This is a genomic window from Niallia oryzisoli (assembly GCF_043641075.1).
In the GTDB taxonomy this organism is placed as follows: domain Bacteria; phylum Bacillota; class Bacilli; order Bacillales; family Cytobacillaceae; genus Bacillus_BD; species Bacillus_BD oryzisoli_A.
In genome coordinates, this window is the sequence record NZ_JBHZRC010000018.1 from 1 (window position 1) to 16,021 (window position 16,021).

Genomic DNA, 16,021 nt, shown 5'->3' on the forward strand with positions numbered 1-16,021 from the left:
TGGAAGGGCTATGCTTAAGGTCGGTCTCTTTTACCTAAAAAATGGTGTTTGACTTATTTGCCATTATACGCTGGCACTCCCCGAAAAATCTTGTTTCACAGGATGTTCCTCGGAATGTTGTATAGTGGAATGGGCTAGGGGGACGGATTCCTTAGTTTGGTTATTACCTGTGATTGAGGTGTTAACAGACGCACGTTCGTTAAAGCTTCTAAAGGACGAAACAAAGCAGCTGGGCAGAGGAAATGTTTTATAAAATGATTCTAACGGACGAAACCGAGCGGCTGAACAGGAAATATGGGGAGGATTCCCCGCGTTTCGAGAGTTATACAACAGAGACGTCCCGGCATTTCAACAAATAATCCTTGTATACCATTTATTTAAAAAAAGTGAGAATCGTCCCCACGTATCCTGTTCATTGGTGCTGCATTTCAGCTGCACAATGGTTACAAATGATCTTTGAACTTGTTTTTTCTCTCTTCAATGATTCTACGATACCATTTGTCTGATCCGACCTTTAGAAAATACGCTGTCCAGGCAACCGGGATTAGGATCAAATAAAGGATGTGATGGTATGCAATCAAGCTAAACACTAAATAAATCGTCAAAATGACGCATATCCAAAAAACATACGTTTGCTGTTTCCGCGCATTGGCTAAATCCTTTTCTGCTCTTTTGATTGTATTTCTAATTATTTTATCGCCTTTGCTCAACCAGTCTCCTCCTATTCATTCAAATTTTCTATATCTTATATAAGACTAACTTGTCCGTCTAGCTGTTCTATTGAGAGTTTATTGTATATTCATTTGAAAAATACCAATAAAATTAATTTGATAATCAAGAAATCAATAGACAAAATCTATATTTAATAAAATTGTCAAAAAGGTATTTCGAAACAGTTAAATATTTAGTTAAAATATTTTTAATTAAGGATAAAGTAGTACAATCTAATTGTAAAGTAAATAGTAATGAGGGAGTGGAAATTATGGTTAAATGGTTAAGAGAAAGCAATGTATCGGCTATCATACTTGTTTTACTTAGATTATATGTAGGTTATACCTTTTTAAGTCATGGATGGGAAAAGGTTAGCGGTGGTGGATTTGATGCTTCTGGTTTCCTTCAAGGTGCGATTAAGAATCCAGGAGTAGAGGGCTGGTGGGCTTCTTTCCTAGAAGGTGTTGCACTTCCTAATATCGATCTTTTTAATATACTAGTTCCATGGGGTGAAGTGTTAGTTGGCCTTGGATTAATCTTGGGATGCTTAACAACAGCAGCCGCCTTTTTTGGAGTAGTGATGAACTTTTCTTTCCTTTTTTCAGGAGTAGCAAATCCTAATGCCTTAATGGCGTTAATCATCGTATTCATACTTGTAGCTGGTGCCAATGCAGGGAAATATGGATTGGATCGTTGGGTTCTACCTTCTGTACGTCAAATCATGAACAAGAAAGGGAATGATGTTGCAGTACCTTCAAAAAGATAAACTTAAATAAAAGCCTTATTCCTTTCAACAAAGGACTAAGGCTTTTTGGCACAAATCAAAATCGGTCTATTTTATTTGCGAAGTTTCCTGATTTTTTAACATTCTTTCAGCAATCCAAGGTTTCATACTAGTGAAAATGGAAAACAGAAGGAAAAAGTTCATGGACCAAATAGAAACAAATGGGCGGATACCATCAAAATCGATGGAGTGGTAGCCTGTTACCATTAAGACAATATATGCCTCAATAAAAACAAGGAAAAACCCCCCGATACCAGCAACTGTCATACGAACCATCTTATCCCCCCTTTTACTATAATATATAGTAAGAATCATTATTTTTCTATGAAATTACATTTTAGAACAAAAAAAAGGCGAGGCAGGGGACAGGTCCCGCGGTCTAGTTTGTATTAAGTGAAGATTGAGCCAAGTAAAGGAGCCCATGGAGGTATTTCATACAAGGCTGGATACACACCTAACCATTCCCTGTAGAAACGCCATAAAAAGTGCAATATAATAGATAAAAACTTAATAGAGTATTCACCGGGCCTTTTTCATATCTTTATAGTCAAAATTAGTTTGTGTATAGAATGCTATGAAATGGAATTGGAAAATAACTTTTCTGTGAATTTTGATAACCAAATGTTCAATCAATTGGACTCAGATGGCAGCCAGTTCGAGCAAAACGTCAATGTTAACCAGCCAAAGTATCGTGAGGCTGATTGCTTTCTAGATCAATATGGACGGAACTTGACGAATGAAGTAAGAGAAGGGCGCGTCATCGGCAGGGATAAAGAAATTGGACGTGTGCATTATTCGTGACGTCCCTAAATACCGCGCATAATCTTGTTTCACAAAATGTTCCACAATTTATATAATTGCTACAGCAATGAAGGGTAAAGGCCGATAGTGATGGTCGTATCTCTGTAAAAGTAATATACTATTATACTCAAAAAATTCCCTATCCCAGCTTCTATTTTCAAGATATAATGATTGGACCCTCCCGTACTCCTATGTACATAATACCTTTATTTAAGTTAAAACCCTCATAAGCATTAAAGATGCTATATCTCAGATATAACAAATATATTATTTATCATGCTATTCTGGCAAACAAGTAAAGACAAACCACACATTCACCATAAAGTTTACTAATATGGTCTGATAAATTTTAAAAATATTTAAGGTAATAAATAGAAAATATTTAAAAATTTTTCCAATTCCCATTGACAGTTATTTTTTATTTCAATATAATTAATTTCAATCAAATATGGATTACGATGAAAGAGATTAGTAGCAGTTTGTCACTGTTTCCAAGAAAGTTGGGGGTTGCTGGAACCCAGCACAAACAACCTGTGAATTACACTTTGGAGTATCTTAGGTAATGCTAAGCGGATTGGCAATCGATACTATTGCTAAAAGTGGTATGAATAGGTTTGTTCTATTTATGCAAAATGGGTGGTACCGCGATGTAAAATCGTCCCTATATCTATAAATTTAGATATAGGGGCGATTTTTTTATTTATATAAAAATATTAAAAGGAGCTGAGAAGAATGAATATCATTGATGAATTAGAATGGCGTGGGGCAATCAATCAACAAACAGATGCAGAAGGGTTACGGAAGCTAGTAGAAGAAGAGGAAATCTCCTTATACTGTGGTGTTGATCCAACCGGTGATAGTATGCATATTGGACATTTGATCCCATTTATGATGATGAAAAGATTCCAACTAGCGGGACATCACCCAGTCATATTAATAGGCGGGGCGACAGGAACAATAGGTGACCCGAGTGGAAGACAAACAGAGAGACAATTGCAAACAATGGAGCAAGTGCAGCAAAATGTCGATGCGTTAACAGCACAAATGCAAAAGCTTTTTGGCTTCGCTGCTGGAAGTAATAATGTCAAAATGGTGAATAACCACGATTGGATACATAAAATAAACATTGTAGAGTTTTTACGAGATTACGGGAAACACTTCAGCATTAATAATATGCTGGCGAAGGATATCGTCTCTAGCAGACTTGATTCAGGGATTTCATTTACAGAATTTTCATACCAGATTCTACAATCATTGGACTTCCATCACTTGTTCAAAAATGAGGGAGTTCGACTTCAAATTGGCGGCAGCGACCAATGGGGAAATATCACAAGTGGTATTGACCTCATTCGGCGAAAGGAAGGGCCTGAAGCGAAGGTCTTTGGTTTAACTATTCCATTGCTTTTAAAATCAGATGGTACAAAATTTGGTAAAACAGCTGGTGGTGCTATCTGGTTAGATGGAAAGAAAACAACGCCATTTGAATTTTTCCAATTCTGGATGAACACAGATGATCGTGATGTTATTAGGTACCTGAAATTCTTTACCTTCCTAACAAAAGATCGAATAGATGAATTAGAAGTGAAGGTTCAAACAGAGCCACATAAACGAGAAGCACAAAGAACGCTTGCTGAAGAGATGACGAAATTTGTTCATGGTGAACAGGCACTAAAGCAAGCATTAAAAATTACAGAAGCCTTATTTAGTGGAGATGTTAGAGGTTTAACTGCTGATGAAATTGAGGATGGATTTAAGCATATGCCAACATTTCTAGCTTCAAAGGATACAAAAAATATTGTTGATTGGCTTGTAGAGCTAGGAATTGAACCTTCTAAACGACAAGCACGAGAAGATATTACTAATGGAGCTATATCAATGAATGGTGAAAAGGTAACGGATGTCAATGAAGTTGTATCAATTGAAAATTCATTTGATGGAAAATTTATCATCATTCGTAAAGGTAAAAAGAATTACAGCCTTGTGAAATTGGAAGATTAACGCTCTATAGCTCAATACAAGCGAAAGAGAGAGTATAAAGGATGTTTCAACTAAGGGAAAGATCTTTAGAGCTTGCCTATTTTAATCATCAAGTCATTAGTGTAGTAAATAAACAACATGAAGTAAATTGGTTATTGATCGACCTTGGCATTGAAAATGTACCTGAAGGAGAATTAAATCAGATCTTAGACAGGATGTTGATCGGCTTAAATCGTTTGTTTAAGTATAAAGCACTTCAGCAGGTTGGTCTTGGGTATTTTAGAATGTTAGATATTATGAAAAAGGGAAAGCTATATCATCCAATTATTCGTATATTGCTGCCGACAATAAAAAGTTATTTTCAAGGGAAATACTATATCAAGCATGAGAAATGGCTTTTATTATGGCAAAGAGCAGTTGGAATAGAGAGTGGTTTGATTGTAAAAGTTAAAGTATTACATGGAAAAGAGCATAAACGAGAAGATATCTCAGAGAAATTGTTAAATTTCCGTGAACAAGAGGAAGCATATGTTAACCAAAATAACCGAATCATTACGCCTAGGAGATTAATCGGGTATAGCAAAATCCTCAAAAGTATCTCAGATCAATTGATAAACGATAATAGTTATAATCAAAAATTGGATAAATCATGCATAAAGGATCCAATCGCAAATGAGGCGTTTTTCCATATGTTAGACTGGCATCTTGGCCTACGAGAAGATGAATCCACACATTATAAATAGGATTATATTATTTAAAAAAGAAGAGTGAAAAATTCATTCTTCTTTTTTAATTGTTCATTAAAATTGATGACAGATGAAAATCCCAAAACAAAATCAACATAGTTTGCCCTTGTATGCATTTGAGATGATGATCTAATGAAAGTCTATCGTAATTAAATTATTCAGAGGATTTATACAAATCAGGATATAATTGAGAATTTGATATTGCAGAATCGAAAATTTGGTGAATTTTTATTTATAACTATGAATAAAAATAAATCCATCTTTTGGAGATAAATTGTTTGATGCTTCAATCGGTAAAAGGGTAAAACGTTCAAAGTGTTGAATAATAAGTTTTCATATTTTCGTCAAAAACATTAATAAACCAATGTTTTTGGAGATGTTGACAAAACAAAATATCGAGAGTAAACTAAGCCCGTAAATCAATATTTTACAAAATAATCCACTGTTTCAATTGAGGGATTTGAAAGCGTTAAATGATTATTTTATGAATATTTTCAGTCTAATTCGATTCAGAATAGAAGGATTTATTCTTATAAGATAATTAATATTTCTTAGGAAAGGAGAAAGTTAGAATCTGCAATTTGGTAAACGCTTAATTGAATCAAGAAAGGATTATGGTTAAATGTTGAAAATTATACGGGAAGAAGGGAAAATCTGAATGGCTAAGACAAACAAATTAACTCTCTTTGGGTTAATTGGTATTACAATGGCGTTCTTTGGTACGGTTAGAAGTGTACCGACATTAGCTATTACAGGGTGGACGCAAATTTTTTATATGCTGATTGCGGCAGTAGCATTTGCATTACCGATTGCATTAATGTCAGCAGAGCTCTCAACAGGATTTCCGGAAGAAGGCGGCCCACAGGTTTGGGTTAAACATGCCCTTGGAGAAAAATGGGGATTCGTTACCTCTTGGTTATTATGGGTCCAAATGTTCTTCGGAATGGTAATGGTTGCTTCAACTGTTGGTGTCCTCTTCGGATACGTAATTAATAAACCAGAATTATCTTCAAACAACCTGTTTATATTTGCTGCTATTTTAATAGCATACTGGGGTGTAACATTACTAAATCTTAAGTTTGATATGGTAAAAGTCGCTGGTAACTGGGGAGCTGTGATTGGAGTCTATATTCCATTTTTCCTCCTAGTCATTTTTGGTGTCATTTATATGATTAAAAATGGAATCCAACCCAATAGCTACTTAGGCCATTTTAAAGCAAGTGATTTGGTACCAAATTTTAAAGATTTAGGAAGTATAACTTATTTATCTGGAATCATCTTTATTTTTGCCGGTGTAGAGATTTCATCTGTGCATGCAAATAATATTAGTAATCCAAAGCGTAATTATCCTATCGCTGTTATCGCATCTGTTGTTCTACTCGTTATTTTTAATACAATCGCTGGTCTAACCGTGTCAAATGCAGTACCGGTTGGAAAGATTGAGTTAGCTAATATTACTCAGCCTTACCTAATTTTCTGTGAAAACTTAGGGATTCCAACGATCTTTGTTAACATCATTTCTGCCATGATCCTAATTGGTGTGCTTGTACAGCTAAGTGCATGGGTACTTGGACCAAGTAAATCAATGATTAAAGTAGCAGATGAAGGTAACCTACCAAGGTTCTTTCAAAAAAGAACGAAAAAGGATATTCCGATTACCTTTGTCATGATTCAAGCGATTGTTATTTCATTAGTTTCCTTCTTATATGTAGTAGTTCCAGATATTAATAGTGCATTCTTAATTATTACTATCACAACCACCATCTTATACTGTGTTGTCTATGCTTTAATTGCCATTTCAGCTATCCGATTAAGATATACAGCGCCTAAACTAAAAAGACCATTTAGATTGGGTCAAAAGGGAAATGGATTAATGTGGTTTGTCTCTATGTTTTCCATGGCTAGTATCGTGCTGACGATCGGAGTAAGTTTAATTCCTCCATCTATTCTAAAACCTAGTCAATCCTTTGGTTACATTGCATTCCAAGTGATTGCAACAATAGTTATGATTGGGATAGCTCTTATCATAAATAAATTGAAGAAACCAGAGTGGAAGAAAGAAGAAGAACAAGAATTTGAGTATTTAAAGCAGGCTAATTAATTTTAAATTAATTAATAGAATAATAAAGTAATGGAGGAATGGATCATGAAATACGAAATGCCTGATGTTGACTTAAAGGCGTTATTCCTGGGAACTAAAGGGGAAAACACAGCGCTTTTTAAAGAGCTATTATTAAAAATGGTAGATGAGCATGTTGGCTGGAGACAAAATTATATGCCACAAGATTTACCTGTAATTACACCGAAAGATAAAAGTAAAAAGACATATCAAGAAACAGCTGATCATATGCGCCATGTGTTTGATTTATTATCTTCTAAATTACGGGCAAACTCCTTACCATGGCATTCAGCAGGTCGTTTTTGGGGCCACATGAATTCAGAAACCTTAATGCCGTCCATCATTGCTTATACAGCAGCCATGTTATGGAATGGAAACAACGTAGCATACGAATCCTCACCAGGTACTTCACAAATGGAAGAAGAGGTTGGTCATGAATTTGCTCAACTTATGAGCTATGAAAAAGGCAGAAGCTGGGGACATATTTGCGCAGATGGTTCAATAGCAAATATAGAGGGATTATGGTATGCGCGTAATATTAAATCATTACCACTTGCCATTAAAGAAGTAGCTCCTTATTGTGTTGCTGGTAAATCAGAGTGGGAACTATTGAATATGCCAACAAAAGAAATCTTAGATATTCTTGATCAAATACCTGATAAAATGGATGAAATCAAAGCACATTCAGCACGAAGCGGAAAAAACCTACATAAATTAGGAAAATGGTTAATACCACAAACAAAGCACTATTCTTGGCCAAAAGCTGCTGATATTATCGGTGTTGGTCTTGATTGTGTAGAACAAATCGATGTTGATGACAACTATCGTATGGATATTAATAAACTAGAAGCAAAGATTCGTGAACTTGCAGCACAAGAAATTCCTGTTCTTGGTGTAGTAGGGGTAGTAGGAACAACAGAGGAAGGTCAAGTTGACAGGATTGATCAAATAGTTGAACTTCGTGAAAAACTTTCGAACGAGGGCATCTATTTCTATATTCACGTTGATGCTGCTTATGGTGGTTATGCTCGCTCCATTTTCTTGGATGAAAATAATGAATTTATTCCTTGGGAAGAAATAGAGGACGTATACGCAAAATACAATATCTTTAGTGAGCCTTGCGAATGGTTAACAAAAGAAATTTATGATTCATTTAAAGCCATGAACCAAGCGGAATCCATTACAATTGACCCTCATAAAATGGGATATATTCCCTATGCTGCAGGCGGTATTGTGATTAAGGACATTAGAATGCGTGATGCGATCTCTTACTTTGCAACATATGTATTTGAAAAAGGTGCAAATATTCCGGCATTATTAGGGGCATATATGTTAGAGGGTTCTAAAGCGGGTGCTACAGCAGCAGCAGTTTGGACTGCCCATAGAGTATTACCACTTAATGTAACAGGTTATGGTAAATTAATCGGTGCAAGTATTGAAGGTGCGTATCGCTTCTACCATTTCTTATATAATAAGGAATTTAAAGTAGGCGAAAAAACCGTACGTATTCACCCGTTAACAAGACCAGATTTTAATATGGTTGATTATGTCTTTAATGAAGTTGGAAATACAAATTTAGAGAAAATGAACAAATTAAACCATAGCTTTTTCGAACAAGCTTCATATGTGAAGGGTGGACTGTATAGCAATGAATTCATTACTTCACATACAGATTTTGCAATCCCAGATTACGGCAACAGTCCACTTCCATTTGTAAAGGGACTCGGATTTAGCGAACGTGAATGGTATTATGCAGGCAAAATTACAGTATTACGCGCATGTGCGCTTTCCCCTTACGCACATGACAAAAATGTATTTGAAGATTATGCACATGCAATCGAAAAGGCCATTCAAGCAAAATTAGAAGCCATTTATAGCGAAATGGAAGCAGAAGTAGAAGAAAAAGTTGCCGCATTAGTCATGTAAAATTATAACATATTTACGTAAATAAAGATAGAGAGTCAGATTCAAAGTCTGGTCCAGATTTTAAAGTGTTTGCCACTCTTTCCCCGGAGTGGCAAGCAAATATTGGTACAAAGTGAAAGGTTACTGATCTGTTTTGATGCTGAAAGAAAGGTAGTTTTATAGATTGAATTGACTTTTCCCTAACTTAGTCAATTCGAAATACAATCGTACCTCTTTTTTAACTTACATATAGTAGGGCATAACATTCTTATCGGAACCAAATCCTGGAGTAGGGCTATGCCCTAGTATGATTTAGGCATTTCCGTATATCGGAAACTTGCTATGGGTTATTCATTTCTTAGTAAAGTAGATACTTATCGATTAATCATAATGATAGAAAAAGAATCTTTACATATTCATTCATAAGGAGCATACAACAATGAAAAAAGATGTAAGCTTAAAGGAAAGCATCTTTCTATTGGTCGTATTATTAGCCATTATCGGAGCATGCATTATTGGCTTAGGTTTACCTCCTCAAATCCCTATATTAATCGCTATTGGAATTGTGGTTGTATTTGCAAAGGTAAAGGGCTTTTCTTGGGATACTATACATGATGGCATCTCAAATGGAATTATACCAGGATTGATTCCAATTCTAATATTTATGTTAATCGGTATTCTTGTAAGTGTCTGGATTGCCGCGGGAACCATTCCAACAATCATGATTTATGGATTTAAAGTGTTATCAATAAAATTCTTCTTACCATCTGTTTTTGTCATTTGTGCATTAGTAGGAATAACCGTAGGAAGCTCTTTTACTACGATTTCAACAGTAGGGATTGCCTTATTGGGCATGGGCCAGATGATGGGGTTTGATGCGGCATTAACGACTGGGGCAATTGTTTCAGGTGCATATTTAGGAAACAATATATCCCCATTGTCAGATACTGCCAACTTGGCTTCTGCTATTGCCGAGGTGGATTTGTTTGAGCATATTCGAAGCATGATGAAAACAATTATTCCAGCATTTATTATTTCACTTATCTTTTTTGCGATGATCGGATTTGGAGAGACAGGGGCGGCCGGAAGTGAAATCGATGAATTGATACAAACGCTTCATTCGTCCTTCAATGTTTCAGCGTTAACATTAATTCCAGTTTTGGTTTTATTTCTATGTGCAGCAAAGAAAGTACCTGCGATTCCAACCTTATTGCTCAGTGTTACTGTTACCATTGGGGTTATTTATTTCTATCAACCGTCTACAAGCTTTGCTCAGATTGCCACCTACATGCAGGATGGTTACATTTCAAACACAGGTGTGCCAACAGTAGATGAATTATTGACTCGTGGTGGTATGCAAAGTATGATGTGGTCTGTATCTCTTATTCTATTAGCATTGGCTTTGGGTGGATTATTAGTAGAGCTTAAGATTATTGAGAAGCTTATTGCGAAAATCTCCAATATGGTAAGTGCGAAAGGTAATTTGATTTTTATGACTGGATTGAGCTCTATCGGCGTAAATATCCTCTTAGGAGAGCAATATTTATCGATTATTCTTCCAGGTAAAGCCTTCAAGTCACAATACGAAGCCATCAATTTAGATACGAAAAATCTTTCCGGAATCTTAGCAAATGCCGGAGCTGCTGTGAATCCGTTGGTTCCATGGGGGGTAAGCGGCGTATTTATTGCGGGTACACTAGGTGTATCGACTCTACATTATCTACCATTTACAATCTTTTCATTGTCTGTGCCTATTATTCATATATTCTTAGGTTATATGGGTAAGAGAAAGGAACAGGAACTAAAAGAATACAGAAAGGCCGGTTAATGATGCAGTTGCGTTAGTTTCCTTTATAGGTTAATGCTCAGCGACTATTGCTTTTAAGGAGAACATGTCATAAATTGTATAATATTGTATAGTTTTGTTATATTGATATAGCGCTATAATTAGTATGTTCTTTTTATAAGATGACCAAACGATTATTCTCGGTTTTATTGTATTTAATCTATGTAATTCTTCCATGATGTTTGGAAATACTTTCTATAGGAGACGGTTATAAATGACAGAAATATATTTCTCAGCAGTACTCTATAAAAGTGGGGGTAGCGTATGCTAATCGATCAAATTCGTGGAGAAGACTTGGATGAGTTCTTTGAATCTCTTTTAATATTGAAAACAGTAGAAGAATGCTATAAATTCTTTGATGATTTATGTACGGTGAAAGAAATGAATACAATGTTTCAAAGATTTAAAGTAGCAAAGGCTTTATATTATAACAAAACCTATCAGGAAATCGAGGAAGGCATTGGCGCAAGTGCAGCAACCATTTCCAGAGTAAAACGATCTTTATATCATGGAAACAACATGTATGATGTTGTTTTTGATAGAATGCAAGCAGCGAAACAGGAATCACAAAGTGAAACCACCTTTGAACATGTGTATGAGGCAATCTCTTCAAATTAATATTTGGAGAGATTTTTTTACGTCACTGTGACCATCCGAGCTAACGAATCATTTTCCGAAAGTATGGCGGAGGAATGTTTCCTAGGCTGGATACACACCCAACCATTCCCTGTAGAAATGCCATAAAAAGTGCAATATAATAGATAAAAACTTAATAAAGTATTCACCGGGCCTACTAGAAGAAGTGGCTCTTTTTCATATATTTATAGTTAAAATTAGTCAAGGTCAAAGGGAGGATTGAAAGATGATCTGTGAAAACTGTCAAACAACGCAGGCGAGTTATAAGTTGAAAATATCATTTGATCAGAGTCAAAGCCAAGTTAATTTGTGTGAAGAATGCTATGAAATTGCTATACAAAAATTCCAAAATGGTTCCGTTGATTTTGATAACCAAATGTTCAACCAAATGGACACCGATGGCAGTCAGTCCGAGCAATATGTCCATGTAAACCAGCCAAAATATCGTGAAACAGACGGCTTTCTTGATCAACATGGACGGAACTTGACGAATGAAGCAAGAGAAGGGCGAATTGATAGCGTTATCGGCAGGGATAAAGAAATTGAACGTGTCCTTCAGATCCTAAACCGTCGTTCAAAAAATAATCCGGTCTTAATTGGTGAAGCAGGTGTAGGGAAAACCGCGATTATTGAAGGCCTTGCCCTTCAAATCGTCCAAGGCAAAGTACCTGCTAAACTCAGAAAGAAAGAAGTCTATTTGCTAGACATTAGTTCACTTGTAGCAGATACAGCTTACAGAGGACAATTTGAAGAAAACATGTTGGATCTTGTAGAGGAATTACAAGAACGTGAGAATGTCATTCTGTTCATTGATGAATTGCACATGCTGGTCGGTGCTGGAGGTACGTCTAACGGTTCAATGGATGCAGGGAATATATTGAAGCCAGCGTTAGCGCGCGGTGATATCCAAGTCGTTGGAGCAACAACGATGAAGGAATATCGCATGATTGAAAAAGATCCAGCACTTGAGCGCCGCTTCCAATCGGTGATTGTGAAAGAGCCGACTGTTGATGAAGCGATTGATATTTTAAAAGGAATTCGTCCAGCCTATGAAAAGTATCACGATGTGACGTATTCAGATGATGTCTTAAAAGCATGTGTCACACTAGCAAAACGATATATTCAAGATCGTTTTTTACCAGATAAGGCCATTGATTTAATGGATGAGGCTGGTGCCATGCTAAACCTTGCTCACGGTGGGCTGGATGTTAACTATTTAAAACAGCGCTTAAAAGAAATTGCTGAAGAAAAGCAACAAGCAGCGAAATTAGAGCATTTCGAAAAAGCGGCGATTCTTCGCGATGAGGAGAGAGATATAAAAGAGATATTATCTGATTACTCAGAGGACATAACGAAGGATATTACCGTAGAAATGATTCAAGAGATTGTTGAAAAAAGTACTGGAATCCCTGTACAAAAGCTACAAAAAGCAGAACAGCAAAAAATGAAAGACTTGAAAGAGAGACTATCAAGTAAAATTATTGGTCAGGATAAAGCAATTGAAAAAGTTTCTAATGCCATCTTAAGGGCAAGCGTAGGATTAAAATCTAAAACACGTCCGACCGCTTCATTCTTATTCTTAGGTCCAACGGGTACAGGTAAAACGGAGTTAACGAAAACTCTTGCAGCAGAATTATTCGGCAGTAAAGAGGCGATGATTCGCTTAGATATGAGTGAATATATGGAAAAGCATTCGGTGTCTAAGCTCATTGGTTCACCTCCTGGCTATGTTGGACATGAGGAAGCGGGTCAGTTAACGGAACAAGTTCGTAGAAATCCCTATTCCATTATTCTGCTTGATGAAATAGAAAAAGCACACCCAGATGTCCAAAATATGTTTCTTCAAATCATGGAAGATGGCAGGTTAACGGATAGTCAAGGAAGAGTCGTGAGCTTTACTGAAACGATTATTATCATGACTTCCAATGCGGGTGTTGACAGCAAACAATTAGGGCCAATTGGTTTTGGAGGCAACGAACAGAAAGAAATAGAATCAACTATGATCGACAAAATCGGAAATTCCTTTAAGCCCGAATTCTTAAACCGTATCGATTCGATTATTGAGTTTAATCATCTACAAAAAGTGAACCTTGTGAAAATTATCGATATTATGATTGTAGAGCTTAAAGAGACATTAGAAGAACAAGGGATTTCCATTGAAATGGATCAGGAAGCAAAAGAAAAGATTGCGGAACTAGGTTATAGCAGCGTATTTGGTGCTCGACCACTTCGACGCGTCATCCAAGAACAAATTGAAGATAAAATCACTTCTTTAATCATTAATAGAGAAAACCTAACTGAAATCACTGTATCAGTAGAAGACAATAACATTCTTGTAGCATAAGGATAGAGGTCTTCATAAATCATTTCACCTAGTTGAGAAACCCCACTTTTCAAATGAGTGGGGTTTCTCTTATTCATTATGGTTGGGGATTTATGTAATGTTATATTTTAAAGGATTGATCGTAAACCTATTCTTTCCAATAACAGTCCGGTATAGGTACAACCTAGTAAGAGAAATTAGAAATCTACCACTCAGCATATAGTGGAGTAAAACTACATCAAATGGGTAGCATATATTTGGGATGGTGTGCTTTCATAATTAACATATTCCTATTTAGAAATAAGGGAGTGAATATATGAATCGGGGCAACGAACACAAGGACCTTGGCGGTAATACAGATGAAAGCAGCAATATTCAAGCGGGAAGTAATTCTACTCAAGATATCACTGACTATAGTGAAGTAGAAGGAACTTTAAATGGAGCCGTTACGGGTGCTATGATAGGTGCTCAATTTGGACTAATTGGTACTGTTATAGGAGGGATTACAGGCGGTGCTATTGGTAACCAGATAGAGGAAGCGGCTGAAGAAGATAACAATACAGCTTCCGAAAATCGAAACGAGCCATAGGGACGGATCCCTATGGCTCACCTTTCAATTGCTTATGAAATATTTATCTATTCAAAGCCTCTTCGATAGCAGCAATCTCTTCTGAAGAAAAACGTGAGTAGGCGATTTGAATGGCCATTTCCTCCTGCTCAGGTGTTAGCCCATTTGCAGATGCACGATTGTAGAGCTCAATTTCCTCTGCCGTAAATCGGCTGAAACCGAATGCTACGGCTTCTTCTCTTGTTGCAAAATGTAATCCGCCTGTAGTGGGTTGACTTGGAGTAACATTTGCAGCTTGATTTGTTGAGGAATTTCCTGCTGTATTTCCTGATGCAGGTGATCCCGCTACTGTTCCTGCAGCTTCTGTGCTTGCGGTCTCACCCTGTTTAAGATTTTCTTCTGCGGACGTTGTCGCTCCATCGTTTACTGCCGCTCCCGCTTGATGACCAGCCTCCGGTGAAGTTCCACTATCCGTAGCAGAACCTCCATCAGTCTCCTCTTTGGATTCCTTTGCCTCTTTCTTTTTCAACTCACTTTTAGCAATAGAAGTCTTCTCTTCTACCTTATCGTTATAATCAATTGCTAGAAAAGCAACAACAGCTAGTAACACAACGCTTACGATTGCAATAATAATCCCTTTGATTTTCAATTAAAACTCCCCCGATCATGGGGACGGTTCTCTTGCTTCCACCTATCAAAACCGTCCACTCGCTTACTCTATCATATATTTCCAATAATTATACCGTCAATGGGATATTGTGCTAGAGGTTTTATATATTGGTAAAATAAATAATGAAGCAATTTATAATGCACGGGGACGGTTCTTTTGCTTCTTTCTTAAGTGGGGTTATTTACCTAGCAGTTTTAAGGTTTGATATTTCTTTTTTAACAGTTTCCGATGTAACTATCACTGAAATAAGGGGGGAATTGGGATGCATGAAAAACACAATCACGTTTTAACTATAATTGATTTCATAACAACTCAACACAATACGACCTTTGTGAAACTGTCTGGGTATGATGCTAGTTTTGGAAAAGCGTTTGAGGGTGAAGTTAAATTTGTAGGTGGTAGGCCATTTGGAGATTTAATTCATCCTGAAAGGTCTTCCTTATCACCGGAATGCAGGGATTTTGTTCGAGATAGATTGTTGAACAGATATAGTGCTGGTGAATTTAATTAATGATGCTAAGGGTTTTTTATTCATGTTAAGACGTTACTGTGCCTTGCGATCTCAAAAGTAGATAATGCAAATCTGGATTTATCGGAAGAACTTAGTCCTGACTAGGTCTGAGTTCTTTTCCATCTTCTAGCAAATTTTAAATCGTAGACTTCATCTAGTGAATTCATGAAAAAGTTAAAGAAGCTTGAACGAATACAATCTAGTAAATCTTGCCAAAATCTCTGTTTTATTTTAGTATAGATTATGAATATTTAAAAATTTAATTATACAAAGCTAATTCGATAGCACGCAGTCGAAGGATTGAGAAGACTTGATTAATAGATTTATTTATAATTTAAGTTCTATATATTGCTTCAGCGAGGTCATTATTATTTGCAAGATGATCCAAATTGTATATTTTTTTTCATAAACTGTTCTTTATATA

General features: G+C 36.3%; 15 protein-coding genes and 1 other annotated feature. Of the genes, 12 read left to right on the top strand and 3 right to left on the bottom strand.

Annotated features, from left to right (window positions below):
* The first annotated feature begins 124 nt into the window (after window positions 1-124).
* Window positions 125-253 carry a hypothetical protein gene (locus ACHUFV_RS25250; protein ID WP_394239087.1) on the top strand — a complete coding sequence of 43 codons (129 nt, stop codon included), beginning with the start codon at window positions 125-127 and terminating at the stop codon, window positions 251-253.
* A 190-nt stretch (window positions 254-443) separates the two neighbouring features.
* On the opposite strand, the gene ACHUFV_RS25255 is transcribed toward ACHUFV_RS25250, so the two are convergent.
* Entirely contained in the window at window positions 444-710 is a 267-nt protein-coding gene (locus ACHUFV_RS25255; protein ID WP_394239089.1) for a hypothetical protein, read from the bottom strand.
* Between the two features lie 269 nt (window positions 711-979).
* Here ACHUFV_RS25255 and ACHUFV_RS25260 point away from each other — a divergent pair, with 269 nt between their 5' ends.
* The gene (locus ACHUFV_RS25260; protein ID WP_394239203.1) at window positions 980-1,477 is read left to right on the top strand and encodes a DoxX family protein; all 498 of its coding nucleotides are present in this window, start codon (window positions 980-982) and stop codon (window positions 1,475-1,477) included.
* A 66-nt stretch (window positions 1,478-1,543) separates the two neighbouring features.
* Here ACHUFV_RS25260 and ACHUFV_RS25265 read toward each other — a convergent pair whose 3' ends face one another.
* Window positions 1,544-1,771 carry a hypothetical protein gene (locus tag ACHUFV_RS25265; protein WP_394239090.1) on the bottom strand — a complete coding sequence of 76 codons (228 nt, stop codon included), beginning with the start codon at window positions 1,769-1,771 and terminating at the stop codon, window positions 1,544-1,546.
* 303 nt (window positions 1,772-2,074) lie between these two features.
* Here ACHUFV_RS25265 and ACHUFV_RS25270 point away from each other — a divergent pair, with 303 nt between their 5' ends.
* The 9 genes from ACHUFV_RS25270 (at window position 2,075) to ACHUFV_RS25310 (ending at window position 14,437) form a co-directional block, all read left to right on the top strand.
* Window positions 2,075-2,296, top strand: a complete 222-nt coding sequence (locus ACHUFV_RS25270; RefSeq protein ID WP_394239091.1) for a hypothetical protein — start codon at window positions 2,075-2,077, stop codon at window positions 2,294-2,296.
* Window positions 2,297-2,745: 449 nt separating this feature from the next.
* Window positions 2,746-2,962: a binding site (T-box leader), on the top strand.
* Between the two features lie 66 nt (window positions 2,963-3,028).
* Complete coding sequence (tyrS, locus tag ACHUFV_RS25275) at window positions 3,029-4,294, top strand: tyrosine--tRNA ligase (RefSeq protein WP_394239093.1); 1,266 nt, start codon at window positions 3,029-3,031, stop codon at window positions 4,292-4,294.
* A 41-nt stretch (window positions 4,295-4,335) separates the two neighbouring features.
* The gene (locus tag ACHUFV_RS25280; RefSeq protein WP_394239095.1) at window positions 4,336-5,016 is read left to right on the top strand and encodes a protein rep; all 681 of its coding nucleotides are present in this window, start codon (window positions 4,336-4,338) and stop codon (window positions 5,014-5,016) included.
* A 661-nt stretch (window positions 5,017-5,677) separates the two neighbouring features.
* Window positions 5,678-7,120: a tyrosine-tyramine antiporter gene (gene tyrP / locus ACHUFV_RS25285; RefSeq protein ID WP_394239097.1), complete on the top strand. Its 1,443-nt coding sequence runs from the start codon at window positions 5,678-5,680 to the stop codon at window positions 7,118-7,120.
* A gap of 45 nt (window positions 7,121-7,165) precedes the next feature.
* Entirely contained in the window at window positions 7,166-9,064 is a 1,899-nt protein-coding gene (gene tdc / locus ACHUFV_RS25290) for a tyrosine decarboxylase (protein ID WP_394239099.1), read from the top strand.
* 418 nt (window positions 9,065-9,482) lie between these two features.
* Entirely contained in the window at window positions 9,483-10,871 is a 1,389-nt protein-coding gene (gene nhaC / locus ACHUFV_RS25295) for a Na+/H+ antiporter NhaC (protein ID WP_394239101.1), read from the top strand.
* Window positions 10,872-11,153: 282 nt separating this feature from the next.
* The gene (locus tag ACHUFV_RS25300; protein WP_394239103.1) at window positions 11,154-11,507 is read left to right on the top strand and encodes a YerC/YecD family TrpR-related protein; all 354 of its coding nucleotides are present in this window, start codon (window positions 11,154-11,156) and stop codon (window positions 11,505-11,507) included.
* A gap of 244 nt (window positions 11,508-11,751) precedes the next feature.
* On the top strand, window positions 11,752-13,869 hold the full coding sequence (locus tag ACHUFV_RS25305) for an ATP-dependent Clp protease ATP-binding subunit (protein WP_394239105.1): 2,118 nt from the start codon (window positions 11,752-11,754) through the stop codon (window positions 13,867-13,869).
* A 295-nt stretch (window positions 13,870-14,164) separates the two neighbouring features.
* Complete coding sequence (locus tag ACHUFV_RS25310) at window positions 14,165-14,437, top strand: glycine zipper 2TM domain-containing protein (protein ID WP_394239107.1); 273 nt, start codon at window positions 14,165-14,167, stop codon at window positions 14,435-14,437.
* A 43-nt stretch (window positions 14,438-14,480) separates the two neighbouring features.
* Here the strand turns inward: ACHUFV_RS25310 and ACHUFV_RS25315 are convergent, their stop codons facing one another.
* A complete protein-coding gene (locus ACHUFV_RS25315; RefSeq protein WP_394239108.1) occupies window positions 14,481-15,065 on the bottom strand; it encodes a hypothetical protein in 585 nt (194 codons plus the stop codon).
* Window positions 15,066-15,348: 283 nt separating this feature from the next.
* On the opposite strand from ACHUFV_RS25315, the gene ACHUFV_RS25320 reads away from it, so the two are divergent.
* Window positions 15,349-15,597: a hypothetical protein gene (locus tag ACHUFV_RS25320; RefSeq protein ID WP_394239110.1), complete on the top strand. Its 249-nt coding sequence runs from the start codon at window positions 15,349-15,351 to the stop codon at window positions 15,595-15,597.
* The last annotated feature ends 424 nt before the right edge of the window (window positions 15,598-16,021 follow it).